The following is a 19,955-nucleotide window of genomic DNA, read 5'->3' as shown; positions in this document are numbered from 1 at the left end:
CACGGGCGGCGGGCGGCCGCGCCGGGGCGGCGGGCACCGGGCTCAGCGGCGGCGCAGGGGCAGTGGGGCGCCCATGACGGCGTACGGGCGGGGGGCGCTGGGGAAGTGGACCCGGCGGGCGAGGTCCACGTACCCGAGGGAGCGGTACAGCCGGCGGGCGGGGCTCTCGATGTCGATGGCGGACAGGATGGAGCGCGGCTCCCGGGCGGTGCCGGTGATGGTGGTGAGCAGCCGCGTGCCGATGCCGCGGGCCTGGTGGGCGGGGTGGACGTGCAGCTCGGTGATGACGAACGAGTCGTCGAGCCAGCCCTCGGCGCCCTCGCGGACCAGGTAGGGCTGGACGACCGTCGACCACCAGTGGGCGCGGTCGTTGGGCATGCCGTACACGAAGCCGACGAGCCGGCCGTCCGGGGTGGTCGCGCCGAACGCGCGGGCGCCCGGGCACTCCATGTGCCGGACCACGATGTGGCGGCGCACCGCGATCTCGCTCTCGCTCAGCCCGAAGGCGAGGGCCTGCACGGCCAGCGCGTCATCCACCCGTGCCGTCAGGTCGAGCGGTCCGACCGTCACGACGTCATCCATGGACCGACCCTACGTCGCGCCGGCGCCCTCAGAACAGCACGCTCATGAACGCGCCGACCTCGCGGAAGCCGACCTTGCGGTACGCGGCGCGGGCGGGGGCGTTGTAGTCGTTGACGTACAGGCTGACGACCGGCGCCACGTCGGCGAGGGCGTACCGCAGGACCGCGGCCATGCCGGTCTCGGACAGGCCCCGGCCGCGGTACTCGGGCGCCACCCACACGCCCTGGATCTGGCACGCCTTGGAGGTGGCCGCGCCGATCTCCGCCTTGAAGACGACCTTGCCGTCCTCGACGCGGGCGAAGGACCGGCCGGAGGACACCAGTTCGGCGACGCGCGCCTGGTAGAGCAGCCCGCCGTCGCCCGCCATCGGGGAGACGCCGACCTCCTCGGTGAACATCGCCACGCACGCCGGCATGATCAGGTCCATCTCGTCCTTGCGGACGCGGCGGACCAGCGGGTCGGGCTCCACGTCGGCGGAGGGCCGTTCGGTGACCATCAGCGGCTGGTGCGGCCGTACGTCGCGGGCGGGGCCCCAGCTCGGTTCCAGGAGGCGCCACAGCTCGGCCGTCGCCTCGGCGGGGCCGACGATGGAGGAGCAGCGGCGGCCGGCGCGGCGGGCCCGGTCGGCGAAGGCGCGGACCGCCTCGGGGGTGGCGCAGACGGGGACGAGGTTGGCGCCCGAGTAGCACAGGGAGCGCAGCCGCCCCTCGGAGTACCAGCCCCACATCTCGCCGCCGAGGCGCCACGGGTCGAGGCCGGCGGCCTGGACGCGGGCGGTGACGAACGCGTTGGCCACGGGCTCGCTGTCCAGGACGGCGAGCGCGGCGCCGAGGTCCCCGGGCTCGAGGACCCGGGTGGTGGTGTGCGTCAACACGGGGGCCTCACCAGTGGGTCTGTCGGTCTGACGCACTGTACCCGGCGCCGCGGGGGGCATGCGGCGGGCACGGTCCGCTCCCGGACGGCGCCCGGGCCGGCCGGCCGCCCGCTCCCACGGGGTCGGGCGGCCGGCCGGCGGGCGGTCAGCTGACGGAGACCTCGGGCTCGCCGGACGGCACGCCGTCCTTCTCCATCTGCTCGGCGATCTTCATCGCCTCCTCGATCAGCGTCTCCACGATCTTCGACTCGGGCACGGTCTTGATGACCTCGCCCTTCACGAAGATCTGGCCCTTGCCGTTGCCGGAGGCGACGCCGAGGTCGGCCTCGCGGGCCTCGCCGGGGCCGTTGACGACGCAGCCCATGACGGCGACGCGCAGCGGGACCTCCATGCCCTCCAGACCCGCCGTCACCTCGTCGGCCAGCTTGTACACGTCGACCTGGGCGCGGCCGCAGGACGGGCAGGAGACGATCTCCAGGCGGCGCTGGCGCAGGTTCAGGGCCTCCAGGATCTGGATGCCGACCTTGACCTCCTCCGCCGGCGGGGCGGAGAGGGAGACGCGGATGGTGTCGCCGATGCCCTCGGAGAGCAGCGCGCCGAAGGCGACGGCGGACTTGATGGTGCCCTGGAAGGCGGGGCCCGCCTCGGTGACGCCGAGGTGGAGGGGGTAGTCGCACTGGGCGGCCAGCTGCCGGTAGGCGTTGACCATGACGACGGGGTCGTTGTGCTTGACCGAGATCTTGATGTCGCGGAAGTCGTGCTCCTCGAAGAGGGACGCCTCCCACAGGGCGGACTCGACGAGCGCCTCGGGGGTGGCCTTGCCGTACTTCTGGAGGAGCCGCTTGTCGAGGGAGCCGGCGTTGACGCCGATGCGGATCGGCGTGCCGGTCTCGCGGGCCGCCTTGGCGATCTCCTTGACCTTGTCGTCGAACTGCTTGATGTTGCCCGGGTTGACCCGGACGGCCGCGCAGCCGGCGTCGATGGCGGCGAAGACGTACTTTGGCTGGAAGTGGATGTCCGCGATGACGGGGATCTGCGACTTCTTGGCGATGACGGAGAGCGCGTCGGCGTCGTCCTGCGTGGGGCAGGCGACGCGGACGATCTGGCAGCCGGACGCGGTCAGCTCGGCGATCTGCTGGAGCGTGGCGCCGATGTCGGAGGTGCGCGTCGTGGTCATGGACTGCACCGAGACGGGTGCGTCCCCGCCGACGGCGACGGAGCCGACCTGGATCTGCCGACTCTTCCGGCGCTCGGCCAGCTTGGTCGGAACGGACGGCATGCCGAGAGAAATCGCGGTCATCTGCTGTGCAACCCCAAGGTATGGATCGAGGTCCCGATATCGGCGGGCTCCAGGCTCCGAGATTACAGGTGGGGGGCGGCCGCCAGCACATCGCGGCGGGCGCGCGCCGCCCCGCCCGCGCGGCCCCGGCGCGCGGTGGCGCCGGGGCCGCGGTCCCGTGGCGGTCCGCCCGCGGCGGGCGGGGTCAGGAGATCTTCACCGGGTTCACGATGTCGGCGAGGAGCACGAGGACCGTGAAGCAGATGAAGATGCCCGCGACGACGTACGCGACCGGCATCAGCTTGGCGACGTCGAACGGGCCGGGGTCGGGGCGGCGCAGCAGCCGTGCCAGGTGCCGCCGCGCCGACTCCCACAGGGCGCCCGCGATGTGGCCGCCGTCGAGGGGCAGCAGGGGGAGCATGTTGAACAGGAACAGCGACAGGTTGAACGTGGCGAGGACCAGCAGCATCGTCGCGACGATGTTCTGCGTGGGCACGTCGAGGTTCATCACCTCGCCGCTGATGCGGGCGGCGCCGACGATGCCGACCGGGGAGTCCGCCTTGCGCTCGCCGTCGCCGAAGGTGGCGTCCCACAGGTCGGGGACCTTGCCGGGCAGGGCGACGACCGCGTGGGCGCCGTCCGCGATCATGTCGCCCATGCGGTCGACGGACTGGCCGAAGGTGAGCGGGACGATCTCGGTCTTCGCCGCGAAGCCCAGGTAGCCGGCGGGGACGTACCTGTCGGGGATCGGCTCGCCGTCGGCGTCCTTGGCGACCACCATGTTCCGTTCGAGGACGGGCTTGAGGTCCAGGCGCTGCCCGTCGCGTTCGACGGTGACCGTGGCGGGGCCGATCGTGTCGCGGATGCGGGCGGAGAGCGTCGGCCAGTCGGCGACGGGCTCGCCGTTGAAGGCGACGATGCGGTCGCCCTCCCTCAGTCCGGCGGCGTGGGCCGGGGACACCTTGTCGCCCTTGGCGCACGTGTCGCGCTTCTCGCTCTGCGCGATGACGCACTTCTGGACGCCGGCGACCTCGGTGGTCTGCGTGGAGAAGCCGAACGACATGGCGACGCCGAGGAAGATCGCGACGGCGAGCACCAGGTTCATGAACGGGCCGGCGAACATGACGATGACGCGCTTCCACGGCTTGCGCGTGTAGAACAGCCGCTTCTCGTCGCCGGGCTGGAGCTCCTCGTACGCCGCCGAGCGGGCGTCCTCGATCATGCCGCGCCACGGCGAGGTGGAGCGGGCCTCGACGCGGCCGTCCTCGCCGGGCGGGAACATGCCGATCATGCGGATGTAGCCGCCCATGGGGATGGCCTTGATGCCGTACTCCGTCTCGCCCTTCTTGCGGGACCAGAGCGTGGGGCCGAAGCCGACCATGTACTGCGGCACGCGGATGCCGAACAGCTTGGCGGTGGAGAGGTGGCCCAGCTCGTGCCAGGCGATGGAGATCAGCAGCCCGACGGCGAACACCGCCATGCCGAGGATCGTCAGCAGTAGCGTCATGCGCGGACCTCCGCGGTCGTCCCTGCGGCCTGCGCGGCCAGCTCACGGGCCCGGGCGCGGGCCCAGGTCTCCGCTTCGAGGACGTCCGCGACCGTCAGCGAGGTTCCCGGCGCGGGCGTGCCGTGCTCGGCGACGACCTCCGTGACCGTGTCCATGATGCCGGTGAAGGGCAGCTTGCCGGCGAGGAAGGCGTCGACGCACTCCTCGTTGGCGGCGTTGAACACGGCGGGCGCGGTGCCGCCCAGCTCGCCGACGTGCCGGGCGAGGCCGACGGAGGGGAACGCCTCCGTGTCGAGCGGGAAGAACTCCCAGGTGGACGCCTTGGACCAGTCGAAGGCGGGCGCCGCGTCCGGGACGCGCTCGGGCCAGCCGAGGCCGATGGCGATGGGGCCGCGCATGTCCGGCGGGGTGGCCTGGGCGAGGGTGGAGCCGTCGGTGAACTCCACCATCGAGTGGACGTACGACTGCGGGTGGACGACGACCTCGATGCGCTCGAAGGGGATGTCGTACAGCAGGTGGGCCTCGATGACCTCCAGGCCCTTGTTGACGAGCGTGGCGCTGTTGACCGTGATGACTGGGCCCATCGCCCAGGTGGGGTGGGCGAGGGCGTCCTCGCGGGTGACGCCCGCCAGCTCGGCGCGCGTCCGGCCGCGGAAGGGGCCGCCGGACGCGGTGACGACGAGTTTGCGGACGTCGGCGCGGGTGCCGGCGGCGAGCGCCTGGAACAGCGCGGCGTGCTCGGAGTCGACCGGGATGATCTGGCCGGGCTTGGCGACGGCCTTGACGAGCGGGCCGCCGACGATGAGCGACTCCTTGTTGGCGAGGGCCAGGGTGCGGCCCGCCTCCAGGGCGGCCAGCGTCGGCGCGAGGCCGATGGAGCCGGTGATGCCGTTGAGGACCGTGTGGCAGTCGGACGCCGCGAGCTGGGTGGCGGCGTCCGGGCCGGCGAGGATCTCGGGCAGGGGCTCGGAGCCGTACTGGCGTGCCAGCGCTTCCCGCAGCGCCGGTACCGCGTCCTCGCGGGCCACGGCCACCGTGCGGACGCGCAGCCGGTGCGCCTGCTCGGCGAGGAGCCCGGCCCGGCCGCCCGCGGCGGAGAGCGCGGTGACGCGGAACCGGTCGGGGTTGCGCAGCACCAGGTCGATGGCCTGGGTGCCGATGGACCCGGTGGAGCCGAGGACGACGATGTCCCGGCGGCCTTCGGCCGGATCGAAGGCGATGTGCGGGTCGGCGAGGGGTGCTGGGCTGTCGCTCATGCCCTCCATTCTTGCCGCATCCGCCGCGGCCTCCGACCCGCTCCCCCGGCCGGCCACATCCGGAGGCGCCCGGTCCGCACCGGCGGGGAGCGCCCGCCGCGGCCGGGCGCGGGTCAGTGCGCGGTGTCGCGGTAGCGGGCGAACGCGTGGTGGAAGCCGGGGAAGGTCTTCCGTACGCAGCCGGGGTCGTCGTACGTGATGCCGGGGGTGCGCAGGGCGGTGACGGCGAACGACATGACCATGCGGTGGTCACCGTGCGTGGCGATCTCGGCGGGCCGGGGCGTGCCGGGGCGGACCTCCAGCCAGTCGGGGCCGGTGGTGGCGGCGACGCCGAGGCGGCGGAGGTTCTCGGCGCAGACCTCCAGGCGGTCGCACTCCTTGACGCGGGTGTTGGCGACGTCCTCGATGCGGACGGGCCCGTCGGCGAAGGGCGCCAGCGCGGCGAGGGTCGGCATGGTGTCGGAGATGTCCCGCATGTTCACGGTGAGACCGTGGAGGCGGCCGGTGCCGCGCACGGTCGTGGCGTCGGCGGTCGTCTCGACATGGGCGCCCATGCGGGCGAGGACGTCCGTGAAGCGCAGATCGCCCTGGAGGGCGCCCGCGCCGAGGCCGGGCACGGTGACCTCGCGGCCGGTGAGCGCGGCGGCGGCGAAGAAGTAGCTCGCGGTCGACGCGTCGGGCTCGATCGCGTAGGTGGTGGCGCGGTAGCCGGTCGGGGGGACGGTGAAGACGTCGCCGTCGCGGACGGGTGCGGCGCCGAAGGCGCGCATCATCGCGAGGGTGATCTCCACGTACGGCACGGAGACGAGGTCCGTGACGGTGATGCGCAGGCCCTCGGCGGTGAGCGGGCCGAGCATCAGCAGGGCGGTGAGGTACTGGGAGGACTGCCCGGCGTCCAGGGTGAGGTCGCCGCCCCTGATCCCGGCGGCGGTGACGGTGAGCGGGTGGTGGCCTTCGGCCTCCTCGTGGCGCAGGTCGACGCCGAGGGTGCGCAGCGCCCCGGTGAGCGGGCCGAGGGGGCGGCGGCGCAGCTGGGGCGAGGCGTCGAAGCGGTAGTGGCCGCGGCCGGCGGCGGCGAGCGCGGGCAGGAAGCGGCCGGTGGTGGCGCCGTCGCGGCAGTAGACGTCGGCGGTGGCGGCGGGCGGGCCCTCGGGGCGGCCGGTCACGCGCCAGGCGTCGGGGGCGCGTTCCACCCGGTAGCCGAGGGTGGCGAGGCCCTCGGCGAAGCCCTCGGTGTCGTCGGAGGCCAGGGGGCGCAGGAGGGTGGTGGTGCCCTCGGCCGCGGCGGCGAGGAACAGGGCGCGGGCGGTGACGGACTTGGAGCCGGGTATGTCGATGACGGTCACGGCGCCCATCCTGCCGGGCGGGGCGGGACGGGCGCCGGGCGTCTCAGGAGGTGGTCAGGGGCCGGGCGGTCGGGGGGTGTCGGGGGGCGGGACCGGGGTGTCGACGGTGGGGGCGGTAGGGCGGAGCCCGGATGTCGGCGGTGGGGGCGGTAGGGCGGAGCCCGGATGTCGGCGGTGGGGGCGGTCGGCCATGGGCGGGGTGTGTCGGCGGTGGGGGCGACACGTCGGAAATGTTTCACCCGGCGCGCCGATCCGAGGAACATGTGCGCGGACTTCAAGGGCCGGGGCCGCGCGGACGTTCGAGGGCGCGGCCCCCTCACGCCATCCGGGGGGATGCCATGGACACAGCCGTACGTACGCGGGCGACGGGCAGGGGGCGCGGGGTGCTGGAGGGGGCGTTCGCGCTGCTGGACGCGTTGCGGCGGCACGGTGGCGAGGCGGGCGTGACCGAGCTGGCGGCCGTGTGCGGGATGCCCAAGAGCACGGCGCACCGGCTGCTGGAGCAGCTGGTGGCCCTGGAGGCCGTGGAGCGCCGCGGTCCGCGCTACCGGCTGGGCGCGCACCTCTACCGGCTCGGTCAGGCGTGGCAACCGCACCCAGGGCTGCGGGCGGCGGGGCGTCTGCCGCTGCACCGGCTGCGGGCGGCCACCGGGGGGAGCGTGCTGCTCGCGGTGATGCGCGAGGACCGGGCGCTGACGGTCTGCTCGGTGCCCGGGCGGGTGGAGTCGCTGGTGCCGGTCCGCGACGGTGAGGTCTTCTCGCTGGACACGGCGTTGGGCAAGGCGCTGCGGGGGCCGGTGCGGGGCGGGGCCGTACTGGACCGGGAGGACGTGATGGCGGGCGTCTGCTGCGCGGCGCTGCCGGTGCGGTCGCCGGCGGGGGCCGTGGTGGGGGCGGTGGCCGCGGTGGTCGAGGCGGGTCAGCGGCTGGAGGTGGTGGCGGGCCGGGTCGCCGAGGCCGCCCTGGCCGTCACGCGCGCGCTGGCCCGGGCGGGGGTCGAGGTCCCGGCGTGACGGCGGGGCGCCCGGCGGTGTTCCGCTGAGTGGAACGCACGTGGATGCGGGGCGGTGGCGGTCGGCACAGTGGGCGGTGTGCCGGGGGAAGGCACGGGCTCCGCGAGACGGGGCCGCCACATCACCCAAGGGGGGAACGATCATGCGTGGAATCACTCGGGTGGCTTCGGCCGCGCTGCTCTCGCTGGCCGGCGTCGCCGGGTTCGCCGGGAGCGCGCAGGCCGAGCCGATCGACTACGTCCGCATCGAGCTGCTGGAGCTGACCTGCCACCAGCAGAGCGAGGGCGACCACGACGAGGCGTACCTGAAGGTCACCGACGCGAACGGCAACGCCGTCAAGGTGTGGCCGGGCAGCCTCAAGTACCAGACGATGGGCGCCGGTTACGTCCGGTCGATGACGGACGGGAACGGCAACGCGGCGCTCGTCCTCGGCAAGCAGCAGGCCCGCACCATGACGCTGTGGGACGACGACACGACCAGCGGCGACGACAAGCTCGGCGCGACGCTCGTCACCGGCAGCGAGGCGGGCGCCGAGGTGCAGTACCGCTCGCTGGAGGGGTCCGGCGGCGTCTACACCATCGCCTACCGGGTCATCGACATCTGACGGTCCCGGCGCCCTCGCGCGCCGGTCCGCCGGGCGGGTGCGCTCCACCCGCCCGGCGGCGGCCGTGCCGCCGCCCGCGGTCAGCGGATGGGGCGGTGGACGTTCTCGCGGGTGGAGGGGCCCGGGGTGGCGTCGGCGATCCAGGGGCCGTCGCCGCTGGGGTCGAGCACGCCGTCCTCCAACCAGGTGTAGCGGCCCGCGAGGACGTTCTTCACGACCTTCCGGTCGAGGTCGTCGGTGTTGTCCCACAGCCGGCCGAAGAGCTCCTCGACGCGCAGGCGGGACTGGCGGCAGAAGGCGTCGGCCAGCTCGTAGGCGGCGCGGCCGTGGTCGCCGTTGGTGCGGAGCAGTTCGGCGCGTACGCAGGCGGCGCTCATGGCGAACAGTTCGGCGCCGATGTCCACGATCCGGCCGAGGAACGCCTGCTTGGTCTCCATGCGGCCCTGCCAGCGGGACATGGCGTAGAACGTCGAGCGGGCGAGCTTGCGGCTGGTGCGTTCGACGTAGCGCAGGTGCCGGGCCAGGTCGGGGTGGCCCTCGGGGTGGAAGTCGGCGTACGCGTTCGGGAGCTGGCCGCGTCCGGCGACGAGGCGGGGCAGCCAGCGGGCGTAGAACGCGGTGGCCTGGGCGCCGGCTCTGGCCTTGTCGGCGAGGTCCTTGTCGGGGTCGATGAGGTCGCCGGCGACGGCGAGGTGGGCGTCGACGGCCTCGCGGGCGATCAGCAGGTGCATGATCTCGGTGGAGCCCTCGAAGATGCGGTTGATGCGCAGGTCGCGCAGCAGCTGTTCGGCGGGTACGGCGCGTTCGCCGCGGGCGGCGAGGGAGTCGGCGGTCTCGTAGCCGCGGCCGCCGCGGATCTGGACCAGTTCGTCGGCCATGAGCCAGGCCATCTCGGAGCCGTACAGCTTGGCGAGGGCGGCCTCGATGCGGATGTCGTTGCGGTCCTCGTCGGCCATCTGGCTGGAGAGGTCGAGGATCGCCTCCAGGGCGAAGGTGGTGGCGGCGATGAAGGAGATCTTCGCGCCGACGGCCTCGTGGTGGGCGACGGGCTTGCCCCACTGCTCGCGTACGGCGGACCACTCGCGGGCGATCTTCAGGCACCACTTCCCGGCGCCCGCGCACATGGCGGGCAGGGAGAGGCGGCCGGTGTTGAGGGTGGTCAGCGCGATCTTCAGGCCGGCGCCCTCGGGGCCGATGCGGTGCGCGGCGGGGACGCGGACGCGGTGGAAGCGGGTGACGCCGTTCTCCAGGCCGCGCAGACCCATGAAGGCGTTGCGGTTCTCGACGGTGACGCCCTCGGACGCGGCCTCCACGATGAACGCGGTGATGCCGCCCGGATGCCCCTCGGACCTCGGTACGCGTGCCATGACGACGAGCAGGTCGGCGACGACGCCGTTGGTGGTCCACAGCTTGACGCCGTCGAGGACGTAGTGGTCGCCGTCGGGTACGGCGGTGGTGGCGAGGCGGGCGGGGTCGGAGCCGACGTCCGGTTCGGTGAGGAGGAAGGCGGAGATGTCCGTGCGGGCGAGCCGCGGCAGGAACGCCTCCTTCTGCTCCGGGGTGCCGAACAGTTTCAGCGGCTGTGGGACGCCGATCGACTGGTGGGCGGAGAGGAGGGCGCCCACGGCGGGGCTGACCGAGCCGACGAGGGCGAGGGCCTTGTTGTAGTACACCTGCGTGAGGCCGAGGCCGCCGTACTTGGTGTCGATCTTCATGCCGAGCGCGCCGAGCTCCTTGAGGCCGTCGATGACGGCGTCGGGGATGCGGGCCTCGCGTTCGATGAGCGCGCCGTCGATCTTGGTCTCGCAGAAGTCGCGCAGCTTGGCCAGGAACTCCTCGCCCCGCTGGACGTCCTCGGCGGGCGGCAGCGGATGCGGGTGGATCAGGTCGAGGCGGAAGCGGCCGAGGAACAGCTCCTTGGCGAAGCTGGGCTTGTGCCAGTCCTGCTGCCGGGCGGCCTCGGCGACCTGCCGGGCCTCGCGCTCGGAGACTCTGGGTGTGTGGTGCGGGCCGGGCATGGGGCTCACCTCACCGCGTTTCGGGGTGACCGGCCGGTGGGGCCGGCCGGTTCGGGGGTGGCCGGCGGGCCCGGCAGGAGGCGGCCGCCGCTCGGGGCGGCCGGGTCCGGTCGGGCGGGCCGGTCGGGGGGCTTACCGTCCGTGTTACCCGATGACGGGGCGTACGAAAAGGCGACGGGAGCGGCACCGCGACGGCACCGCCTCCCGGCGCCCCACCGCTGACCTGCCGGGCGACCCCGATCGGCGCACACGCCCGCCGCCTGCCGGGACGTCACCCCATCGGTCCGACCGGGTGAACCACGCGGCCCCGGCCGCGCCCACACCGGCGGCCCCGCGCGCGACGCCCCGCACTCCCCCGGCGCCCGCGCCCCGCCCCGGGGAGCGCGGCCATGCCGCGGGGCGGAGCCGACGGGCCGCCCCGCGCCATGCCGAGCCCGTCTCCGCCGGGAGACCGGCCCCGTGTTCCCGCGACAGCGCAAACGGCCAGGATCCGCCCGTTCCCGCAGTTCTGAGGCCCTGTACGAAGAGGCGGCCGGAGCCCCCGCACAGTGGGCTCCGGCCGCCGGCTCGGTGGTACGAGTGGCCTGTTACAGGGCCAGGCCGGTCAGGACCAGGACCCGCTCGTACGTGTAGTCGTCCATCGCGTACGCGACGCCTTCGCGGCCGACGCCGGACTGCTTGACGCCGCCGTACGGCATCTGGTCCGCGCGGTACGAGGGGACGTCGCCGATGATCACGCCGCCGACCTCGAGGGCGCGGTGGGCGCGGAACGCGGTCTGCAGGTCGTGCGTGAACACACCGGTCTGGAGGCCGAACTTGGAGTTGTTGACCTCGGCAAACGCGGCGGCCTCGCCGTCCACCTTGTGCAGCGTCAGGACCGGGCCGAAGACCTCCTCGCAGGCGAGGGTCACGTCGGTCGGCAGGTCGGCGAGCACGGTCGGGGCGTAGGTCGCGCCCTCGCGCTTGCCGCCGGTCAGGAGCGCGGCGCCGCCCTTGACGGCCTCGTCCACCCACGCCTCGACGCGCTTGGCGGCGTCCTCGCTGACGAGCGGGCCGACCTCGGTGGCCTCGTCGGTCGGGTCGCCGGTGCCCTGCGCCTCGACCGCGGCGACGATCTTCGGCACGAGCCGGTCGTACACCGAGGCGTCCGCGATGACCCGCTGGACGGAGATGCAGGACTGGCCGCCCTGGTAGTTGGAGAAGGTGGCGATGCGGGTCGCCGCCCAGTCCAGGTCCTCCTCGGAGGACCAGTCGGCGAGGACGACGGCCGCGGCGTTGCCGCCGAGCTCCAGCGTGCAGTGCTTGTGCGGCACGGACTGCTGGATGGCGTAGCCGACCTTGTCCGAACCGGTGAAGGAGATGACCGGCAGGCGCTCGTCCTGGACGAGGGCCGGCATGCGGTCGTTCGGCACGGGAAGGACGGACCAGGAGCCGGCCGGCAGGTCGGTCTCGGCGAGCAGCTCGCCGATGATGAGCGCCGAGATCGGCGTGGCCGGGGCCGGCTTGAGGATGATCGGCGCGCCGACGGCGATGGCCGGGGCGACCTTGTGGGCGCACAGGTTCAGCGGGAAGTTGAACGGCGCGATGCCGAGGACGACGCCCTTGGGGAAGCGGCGCGTCAGGGCGAGGCGGCCCGTGCCGCCGGCGTCCGTGTCGAGGCGCTGGGCCTCGCCGCCGTTGAAGCGGCGGGCCTCCTCGGCGGCGAAGCGGAACACGGACACGGCGCGGCCGACCTCGCCGCGGGCCCACTTCAGGGGCTTGCCGTTCTCGGCGGTGATGAGCCGCGCGATCTCCTCGGTGCGCTCGGCGAGCCGCTTCGACACGTGGTCGAGGGCGGCGGCGCGCACATGCGCGGGGGTGGCGGCGAACTCGTCGACGACGGCGTGGGCGGCGGCCACGGCCTCTTCGACCTGGGCCTCGGTGGGCACGCTCACCTGGCCGACGAGGTGGCCGTCCCAGGGGGAGGTGACGTCGAAGGTGGTCTCGCCGGTGGCCTGGCGGCCGGCGAGCCAGAAGGCGTGGGTGGCAGTCATCGCGGTCCCGGCCCTTCCGAGTAGTGGGGTGTCTGGCGCACGCGCTTGGCGCTCAGCTCACACGGTAGGGCCGGAGGAGCCGCTGGGGGTTTGTCCGCCGTGGAGTGGTCGCGCCTCGGGGTCCGCCGGTTCGGCAGGTACGGGGGCCGGTCCTGCCGGTTCCCCGACGGGGGCGACCGGGGCGGGGCGCCGGTCGGGGGCGGCCGCGAGGTGGTCGGCGGGGGCGGTGAGCCGGTCGGCCGGGGCGGTGAGCTTGTCCGCGGGGGGCGCGGGACGCCGCTCGGCGCGGACGATCAGCCACACGCCGGCCACGACGACGACGCCGCCCAGCGCGATCGGCCAGGTCACGGCCTCGTCCAGGACGAGCCAGCCGAGGAGGACGGCGACCACCGGGTTGACGTACGCGTAGGTGGCGACGAGGGAGATCGGCGCGGTCTGCAGGAGCCAGGCGTACGCGGTGAACGCGACCAGCGAGCCGAAGACGATCAGGTAGGCGAGGGCGCCCCAGGACCGGGCGGACACCTCCGCCAGGTCCAGGCCGCGCTGCTCCCCGCGGACCAGTCCGACGAGGGCGCAGCCGATGCCGCCCGCCAGCATCTCGTAGGCGCTCGCGGTGAACGGGTTGCGCGGCATCGGGATGCGCGAGGAGGAGAACGAGCCCGCCGACCACATCAGGGTGGCGACGACGACGGTGAGGACGCCGCCGATGCGGACGTCGCCGCTCAGGCCGGGGAGGCTGAGCAGCGCCAGACCGGCGAGGCCGAGCACCACTCCGGCGTACGCGGCGGGGCCGGGGCGCTCGCCGAACGCGGTGCGCAGGACGACCACCCAGGCCGGGACGACCGCGACGAGCAGCGCGGCGAGGCCGGACGGCACGGAGGTCTCGGCGAGCACGACGAGGCCGTTGCCGCCGAGGAGCAGCAGCACGCCGACGACGGCGGCGGAGGCGAGCTGGGCGCGGGTCACCTTCAGGACGCCGGGGCCGTGGCGCCAGGCCAGCAGCGCGGCGAGGAGGAGGCCGGCGACGACGAAGCGCGCGCCGGCGGAGAGGAAGGGGGGCATGGTCTCGACGGCGATGCGGATGCCGAGGTACGTCGAACCCCACACGAGGTACACGATCGCCAGCGCGGCCCACACGGTGCCGCTGATGCGCGCGGTTGTCATGAGCAGGAGCGTATGGATCTTGCGCCCGGACGGCAAAGGATTTGCCCGATTCCGGGCAGGCGGGGCCTGCTTTTCGGGGCTGGTGAGCGCTGGTGGGGAGGTTTTCCTGTCGTGGGGGTGGTGGGGTGGCCGTCTTCGGCCGGGCGGCGGTGTCGGCGGCGGGGTTGGTTGACAGGGGGCCGGGGCCCGGGACGGGCCGCCGGGGTGGCGTGGGCGCGCCGGGGTGGCGTGGGCGCGCCGGGGTGCGCGGCTACTTCGCGCCCTTGCCGGGCCCGCCCTTGCCGTTCGCGGGCGGCCTGTCGCCGGTCGTCTTCAGAGCGAGCCACAGCTCCATCCGGACGTCCGGGTCGTCCAGGGAGCGGCCCAGGATCTCCTCGACGCGCCGCATCCGGTACCGCAGCGTGTGGCGGTGGACGCCCAGGTCGGCGGCGGCGGCGTCCCACTGGCCGTGCCGGGACAGCCACGCCCGCACGGAGGCCACCAGGTCGCCCCGGCCGGTCGCGTCGTGCTCGTACAGCGCCCGCAGCATGCCGTCGGCGAACGCCCGTACGGCGTCGTCGGCCAGCAGCGGCAGCAGGGAGCCGGTCGCCAGCTCCTCGTGCTCGACCAGGGCGCGGCCGCGCCGGCGGGCCACGGACAGGGCCTGCTCGGCCTGCTTGTAGGCGGTAGCGGCGGCTATCGGCCCGGCCGGTGCGGACAGGCCGATCACGGCGCCCGCGTCGTCCGCCTCGCGCGCGGCGTACGCGTCGCAGGCGGCGACCACCGCTCCCCCGTCCTCGGCCAGGACGACCAGCCGGTCCTCGCCCTCCGGGACGGTCAGCACGGCCTCCCCGGCGCGGGCCGCGGCCGCCTCCAGCGCGTCGGCCAGCACGGCGAGCGGCGGTTCGGCGGCCTGGTCCGCGTCGCCCGCCGCCTCCGCGATGAGCAGCCGGAACGGCGCGTCGAGCAGCCCTCCGTACAGATCGCCCGCGACCGTGCGGGCGTGGTCGGGCTGACCGGCCAGCATCATCCGCAGCACGGCCGCGCCGAGGCGCTGCTCGGCGGCCTGCAGGGAGCGGGAGCGTTCGGTGGTGAGGGTCAGCAGGGCGATCGCGGAGTGGACGGCGTACCGCTCCGCCGTGCCGAGCGGCGCGCCGGTGCCCACCGCCAGCGCGCCCCGCACGCGCCGCCCGGTGCCCAGCGACTGGAGCTCGACCCGGTCGTCGGTGCCGCCCACCACGGCGCTGGCCGGTGCGGCGCGTTCCCGCAGGCGCTCCACGTCCGGGGTGAGCCGGGCCGCCCTGCGCGCCGCCCAGTCGGGGGCGGCGGTCAGTACGGCCCCGGACGCGTCGTACAGCGCCGCCCACCCGTCGACGTGCGCGGCGAGCCGGGCGACCACCGCGTCGGGGCCCTCGGTGAGCGCCGCCCGGGTCAGCTCACGCTGCGCCTCGAACCCGGCGGTCACCGCCCGGTACTGGTCGGCGGCGAGCGCGGCGGAGACGGCCTTGGAGATCGCGAGGAACGGGGTGCGGCGCGGCACCTCCAGGAGCGGCAGCCCCTCCTCGCGGGCGGCCTCCAGCAGCGCGGCGGGGATCTCGTCGTAGTTGACGCCGACCGCGAAGCCGACTCCGACGACCCCGGCGCGGGCGAGCCTGCGGACGTACCGGCGCATGGCCTCGCCGTCTTCGGCGTCCAGCGTCATGGCGGTGGTGAGCAGCAGCTCCCCGCCCTCCATGTACGGCACGGGGTCGGCGAGCTCGCTGACGTGCGCCCAGCGGACGGGCGTGTCGAGGCGGTCCGCGCCGGCGCGCACGGCGAGCTTGAGCGCGGAGTGCTGGACGAGCGAGGCGAGGGTGAGCGGCATGGGACCGGCGGTCCTTCGGGACGGGGACGGGGGCGGCGCTTTTCGCCGTCCCGTATGAACGGCTCCCTTCGATTCTGCCAGGACGTACGACTGCGGCGTACCGCACCGGCGGGCGCACGCCATCCCGCGGGCCCGCGGCACCCGGCGCGTGGATACGTCGACACGTCGACGCGGCCGGGCACCGCCAGGCGCCGCCGTCGGTGCGCCCGACCCGGCGCCGGGATGGGACCGGACGCCGGTCCCCCTGCCGGCCGGGCGCGGGGGCCCGCCCGCCGGTCGGTCAGGCGCGCAGGTCCACCAGGAGGGGCGGGGCGTGCTCGCCCCGGACGCCGGTGACCGACAGGACCGCGTGCCCGGCCGGGACGGCGTGGGCCAGTTCGGAGGCCGACCAGCGCTGGCGCTCCACCTCCCGTACCGTCACCGCCTCGGCGGTGGCCGCGCGCCCGGTGACCAGGCGCCGCATGAAGTGCAGGGCCTTGGTGAGCGGCTCGTCCGCGATGATCTGGCGGTTGGTGACGTCGCGGGTCTGCACCCACTCCGTGCCCCACACCTCCGCGAACCGGCCGCCGTCCCACGGCGCGAGGCCCGAGAAGGCCATGCGGCAGCCGACCGCGCCGAGCAGCGGCCCGCGCAGCGGCTCCGGCACGTCCTGGAGGGTGCGCAGCGACAGGACGACGCCCGCGTGCGCGGAGCGGAGGCGCTGGATGGCGCGCACCGAGTCGGCGGTGATCGTGTCGGTGGCGTCGTCCAGCACCAGGCAGGCGAAGAGCGACCGGTCGGCGCGGGCCGACGCGGCGTCCGTGAACTGGGCCAGCAGCAGCCGCGCGATGATCCGGGACGCCTCGGCGTGGCCGCGCTCGGGCAGGTCGACGCGGACCCGCAGCGGGTGCTCGATGGCGCGCAGCGAGAAGCGGGGGCCGTCCCCGTCGGTGCGGAAGAAGCCCGCGAACGCCGGGCGGTCCAGGAAGGCGACGCGCTCGGCGAGGAGGACCGCCACGTCGTCGCCCCGCTCGGCCTGCCGGGCGCGGGCGTCCAGCTCCCTCAGCTGCGCCGGGTCCCCCGCGACGGCGGCGCGCAGCTCCGCGAGGACCTTCGGGGCGCCGCCGAGGAGCTCGCGCAGCTCCGGTACGCCGGGGAAGCGTCCGTAGGCGGCCCGGTACGGCCCGATGAGCTGGGCCAGCGCGGTCGCGGCGCGGCGGCTGTCCGGTACGAGGTCCCCGACCAGGGCCTCCGCGAGGGTGCGCGCGGCCTCGTCGGGGTCGTCGGAGCCGCCGTACAGGTCGATGTCGTGCCGTGTGTCGGGGCGGCCCACCGCGATGACCACGTCGAACGCGGCGTCCGGGGCGAGCGGCGCGCCCTGCGCGGTGACGGCCACGACGGCGGCGCGGTTGGCGAGCGCCTGGAGGCACAGGGCCTCGGTGACGGGCCGGACCAGGTGGACGGTCTTGCCGGACGCGGCCGGGCCGACCGCGAGGAGCGACGTGCCCAGCAGGGCGGGTTCCAGGGCGACGCCGGTGGTGCGGCGGGCGTACGGGTTGCGGGGGTGGTCGGCCGCGGTGCCGATGCGGACCTGGCCGGTGGCGAGGTCGTGCGTGGCGGTGCGGACCGGGAGGTCCCGCTCGCCCGAGGGGTGCCCGCAGGCGGCCGGTCCCTGGGCGCGCACGGCGTCGGTGAACGCGGCGAGGCGGCCGGGGTGGGTGCGCACCCCGTGCCAGGCGCGCTGGATGCGGGCGTAGTCGACGTCGCCGAGGGCGCCCGTGCGGGCGGCTTCCGCGAGCCGGTCGGCGGCCTCGTGCAGCCCGGCGGCACGCAGCTCGGGCCAGTCGGCGGGGTCGGCGCCGGAGCCGGGCGGCGTGGGCCGGGCGGCCGTGGCGCGGGGGCGGCGGACGCAGCGGCGGATCAGCTCGGGGACGTGCCCGATGCGGGCGAAGAAGATCAGCAGGCCGGTCCCGACCACGGCGTAGTAGACGTTGCTGGCGTCGGCCCACGTGACCGGGTCGCTGCGCCATTCGTCGGGGGTGAGGACGAGGAGCGGCCACAGCCAGTAGTGGCCCAGATAGCCGTTCCACAGCAGCGACCACAGCAGCCACCCGCTGAGCAGCGAGATCAGCGCACCGGCGACGAGGCGCCGGGTCGGGACCCGCTCGGGCTCCTCCGCGGCGCGCGGGCGGTGGCCGAAGCGCCACACCCCGGGCTCGGCCTCCGGCCTCGGGGTGCGCAGCCACTCCACGATCGGCGTCCCCGCCGGGGCTCCGGGCGCGTGGCGCGGTGGCGGCGGGGCGGCGGGCGGCACGGGCGGTGCGGCCGGGGGCCGGGGCGGGCCGGGCACCGGGTGCGGGGCGGGGTCGTGGGTGCCCCGTGCCTCGTACGACGTACCGTCCCTGTCCATCTGTCCCTGCCCCCTGTGCTGCCAGGCCGCGCGCGTCTGTGCACCGGCCAATCTAGTGCCCGTGCGGCGCCCGGGGGCCGGTCCACGCGGAACGCGCGCCGCCGAAAGCGCCAGGGCCGCGGACACCGTGTGCCGCGCAGGCCCGTCCGTGCCACGGCGCGTCCGTGCCACGGCGCGTCCGTACCACGGCGCCCGGCTGGCGGCGCCACGGCGCCCCCAGCCGCCCGGCCGCCGCCGGCGGCTTCGACGCTATGTCCGCCGCGGACAACGCACCCGCCCGGACCACTCCCGAACGGCGCATGCCCGGGTGGCGCGCACGGGCCTAGCCTGCGGGAGAAAGTAGACCCAGAGCGTCCGTAAGCACCCCCAGGAGCCCCGCATGACCGAAATTGCGCAGGAGCGCCGCGTCGTCACCGCCATTCCCGGCCCGAAGTCCCAGGAGCTTCAGGCCCGCCGCGTCGCCTCCGTCGCGGGCGGCGTCGGCTCCGTCCTCCCGGTGTTCACCGCCCGCGCGGGCGGCGGCATCATCGAGGACGTCGACGGCAACCGCCTGATCGACTTCGGTTCCGGTATCGCCGTGACCTCCGTGGGCGCCTCCGCCGAGGCCGTCGTGCGCCGCGCCTCGGCGCAGCTGGCGGACTTCACCCACACCTGCTTCATGGTCACGCCGTACGAGGGCTACGTGGAGGTCTGCGAGGCGCTGGCCGAGCTGACGCCGGGCGACCACGCCAAGAAGACCGCGCTCTTCAACAGCGGCGCCGAGGCCGTCGAGAACGCGGTCAAGATCGCCCGCTCGTACACCAAGCGCCAGGCCGTCGTCGTCTTCGACCACGGCTACCACGGCCGTACGAACCTCACGATGGCGCTGACCGCCAAGAACATGCCGTACAAGCAGGGCTTCGGCCCGTTCGCGCCCGAGGTCTACCGCGTCCCGGTCGCCTACGGCTACCGCTGGCCGACCGGCCCGGAGAACTGCGGCCCCGAGGCCGCCGCCCAGGCCATCGACCAGATCACCAAGCAGATCGGCGCCGAGAACGTCGCCGCGATCATCATCGAGCCGGTCCTCGGCGAGGGCGGCTTCATCGAGCCGGCCAAGGGCTTCCTCCCGGCGATCGTGAAGTTCGCCAACGACAACGGCATCGTCTTCGTCGCGGACGAGATCCAGTCCGGCTTCTGCCGCACCGGCCAGTGGTTCGCCTGTGAGGACGAGGGCATCGTCCCGGACCTGATCACCACCGCCAAGGGCATCGCGGGCGGTCTGCCGCTCGCGGCCGTCACCGGCCGCGCCGAGATCATGGACTCCGTGCACGGCGGCGGCCTCGGCGGCACCTACGGCGGCAACCCGGTGGCCTGCGCCGGTGCGCTCGGCGCCATCGAGACGATGAAGGAGCTCGACCTCAACGGCAAGGCCAAGCGCATCGAGGAGGTCATGAAGGGCCGCCTCGCCGCCATGCAGGAGAAGTACGCCGACAAGGTCGGCTGCAGCATCGGCGACATCCGCGGGCGCGGCGCGATGATCGCGATCGAGCTGGTGAAGGACCCGGCGACCAAGGAGCCGAACCCGGAGGCCGCCGGCGCGCTGGCGAAGGCCTGCCACGCGGAGGGCGTGCTGGTCCTGACCTGCGGCACCTACGGCAACGTCCTGCGCTTCCTGCCCCCGCTGGTCATCGGCGAGGACCTGCTGAACGAGGGCCTGGACGTCATCGAGAACGCGTACGCCGCGCTCTGACGGCGGGCCGGCACCTCGGCCCATGCCGGCGCGCGCGGAGCCGTACGCGCCGGTACGTGAAGAAGGTGTGGGGGGCCGATGGCGGGTTGGAGTTCCGCCTGTCGGTCCCCCTCCCCGTCGCGTAACGTCGGAGCCGATGAGAGAAGAACCCCGCTCGCAGGGGACTGCGGGCGGAGCCGGGTCGGGACCTCCCCAGTTCCTCCCCGGACGTGCCATCGCGCACCACGCCGGCGCCTCGCGTGCCGGTGATCCTCACCGATCGGACCGCCGCGCGCCCCACACCCCCCGGGGCGAGCGGCACACCGGTCCCGGCGGCCG

At 74.7% G+C, this 19,955-nt stretch carries 14 protein-coding genes; 3 read left to right on the top strand and 11 right to left on the bottom strand.

All coding sequences use genetic code 11. The features are described from left to right. Window positions 1-42: 42 nt before the first annotated feature. From ACSUPT_RS22115 to aroA, 6 genes are all read right to left on the bottom strand, one after another. On the bottom strand, window positions 43-582 hold the full coding sequence (locus tag ACSUPT_RS22115) for a GNAT family N-acetyltransferase (protein WP_351968140.1): 540 nt from the start codon (window positions 580-582) through the stop codon (window positions 43-45). A 28-nt stretch (window positions 583-610) separates the two neighbouring features. Continuing rightward, window positions 611-1,456, bottom strand: a complete 846-nt coding sequence (locus ACSUPT_RS22110) for a GNAT family N-acetyltransferase (protein ID WP_436945349.1) — start codon at window positions 1,454-1,456, stop codon at window positions 611-613. Window positions 1,457-1,601: 145 nt separating this feature from the next. Then, entirely contained in the window at window positions 1,602-2,756 is a 1,155-nt protein-coding gene (ispG, locus tag ACSUPT_RS22105) for a flavodoxin-dependent (E)-4-hydroxy-3-methylbut-2-enyl-diphosphate synthase (RefSeq protein ID WP_351968466.1), read from the bottom strand. 184 nt (window positions 2,757-2,940) lie between these two features. Further along, window positions 2,941-4,242: a M50 family metallopeptidase gene (locus tag ACSUPT_RS22100; protein WP_399219645.1), complete on the bottom strand. Its 1,302-nt coding sequence runs from the start codon at window positions 4,240-4,242 to the stop codon at window positions 2,941-2,943. After that, entirely contained in the window at window positions 4,239-5,498 is a 1,260-nt protein-coding gene (dxr, locus tag ACSUPT_RS22095) for a 1-deoxy-D-xylulose-5-phosphate reductoisomerase (RefSeq protein ID WP_351968468.1), read from the bottom strand. The genes ACSUPT_RS22100 and dxr overlap by 4 nt, the downstream gene beginning before the upstream one ends. A 113-nt stretch (window positions 5,499-5,611) precedes the next feature. Beyond that, window positions 5,612-6,844 (bottom strand): 3-phosphoshikimate 1-carboxyvinyltransferase, encoded by a 1,233-nt coding sequence (aroA, locus tag ACSUPT_RS22090; RefSeq protein WP_361655851.1) that lies wholly within the window; start codon window positions 6,842-6,844, stop codon window positions 5,612-5,614. A 338-nt stretch (window positions 6,845-7,182) separates the two neighbouring features. On the opposite strand from aroA, the gene ACSUPT_RS22085 reads away from it, so the two are divergent. Next, complete coding sequence (locus ACSUPT_RS22085) at window positions 7,183-7,857, top strand: helix-turn-helix domain-containing protein (RefSeq protein WP_351968470.1); 675 nt, start codon at window positions 7,183-7,185, stop codon at window positions 7,855-7,857. A 142-nt stretch (window positions 7,858-7,999) separates the two neighbouring features. Continuing rightward, complete coding sequence (locus tag ACSUPT_RS22080) at window positions 8,000-8,461, top strand: hypothetical protein (protein ID WP_351968471.1); 462 nt, start codon at window positions 8,000-8,002, stop codon at window positions 8,459-8,461. A gap of 80 nt (window positions 8,462-8,541) precedes the next feature. Here ACSUPT_RS22080 and ACSUPT_RS22075 read toward each other — a convergent pair whose 3' ends face one another. The 5 genes from ACSUPT_RS22075 to ACSUPT_RS22055 all read right to left on the bottom strand — a co-directional run bounded on the left by ACSUPT_RS22075 (window position 8,542) and on the right by ACSUPT_RS22055 (window position 17,908). Next, entirely contained in the window at window positions 8,542-10,479 is a 1,938-nt protein-coding gene (locus ACSUPT_RS22075) for an acyl-CoA dehydrogenase family protein (RefSeq protein ID WP_351968472.1), read from the bottom strand. A 587-nt stretch (window positions 10,480-11,066) separates the two neighbouring features. After that, the gene (locus ACSUPT_RS22070; RefSeq protein ID WP_436945348.1) at window positions 11,067-12,512 is read right to left on the bottom strand and encodes an aldehyde dehydrogenase family protein; all 1,446 of its coding nucleotides are present in this window, start codon (window positions 12,510-12,512) and stop codon (window positions 11,067-11,069) included. 57 nt (window positions 12,513-12,569) lie between these two features. After that, window positions 12,570-13,676 carry an EamA family transporter gene (locus ACSUPT_RS22065; protein ID WP_436945347.1) on the bottom strand — a complete coding sequence of 369 codons (1,107 nt, stop codon included), beginning with the start codon at window positions 13,674-13,676 and terminating at the stop codon, window positions 12,570-12,572. Between the two features lie 250 nt (window positions 13,677-13,926). Beyond that, window positions 13,927-15,519: a PucR family transcriptional regulator gene (locus ACSUPT_RS22060; protein WP_351966293.1), complete on the bottom strand. Its 1,593-nt coding sequence runs from the start codon at window positions 15,517-15,519 to the stop codon at window positions 13,927-13,929. A 280-nt stretch (window positions 15,520-15,799) separates the two neighbouring features. Then, on the bottom strand, window positions 15,800-17,908 hold the full coding sequence (locus ACSUPT_RS22055; protein WP_436945346.1) for an ATP-binding protein: 2,109 nt from the start codon (window positions 17,906-17,908) through the stop codon (window positions 15,800-15,802). 379 nt (window positions 17,909-18,287) lie between these two features. Here ACSUPT_RS22055 and gabT point away from each other — a divergent pair, with 379 nt between their 5' ends. Continuing rightward, entirely contained in the window at window positions 18,288-19,637 is a 1,350-nt protein-coding gene (gene gabT, locus ACSUPT_RS22050) for a 4-aminobutyrate--2-oxoglutarate transaminase (protein ID WP_436945345.1), read from the top strand. The last annotated feature ends 318 nt before the right edge of the window (window positions 19,638-19,955 follow it).

This window comes from Streptomyces sp. SudanB25_2051 (genome assembly GCF_964272635.1).
Lineage (GTDB): Bacteria > Actinomycetota > Actinomycetes > Streptomycetales > Streptomycetaceae > Streptomyces.
Note: the sequence above shows the minus strand (reverse complement) of the source record. Positions and strands in the feature narration are given on the sequence as shown.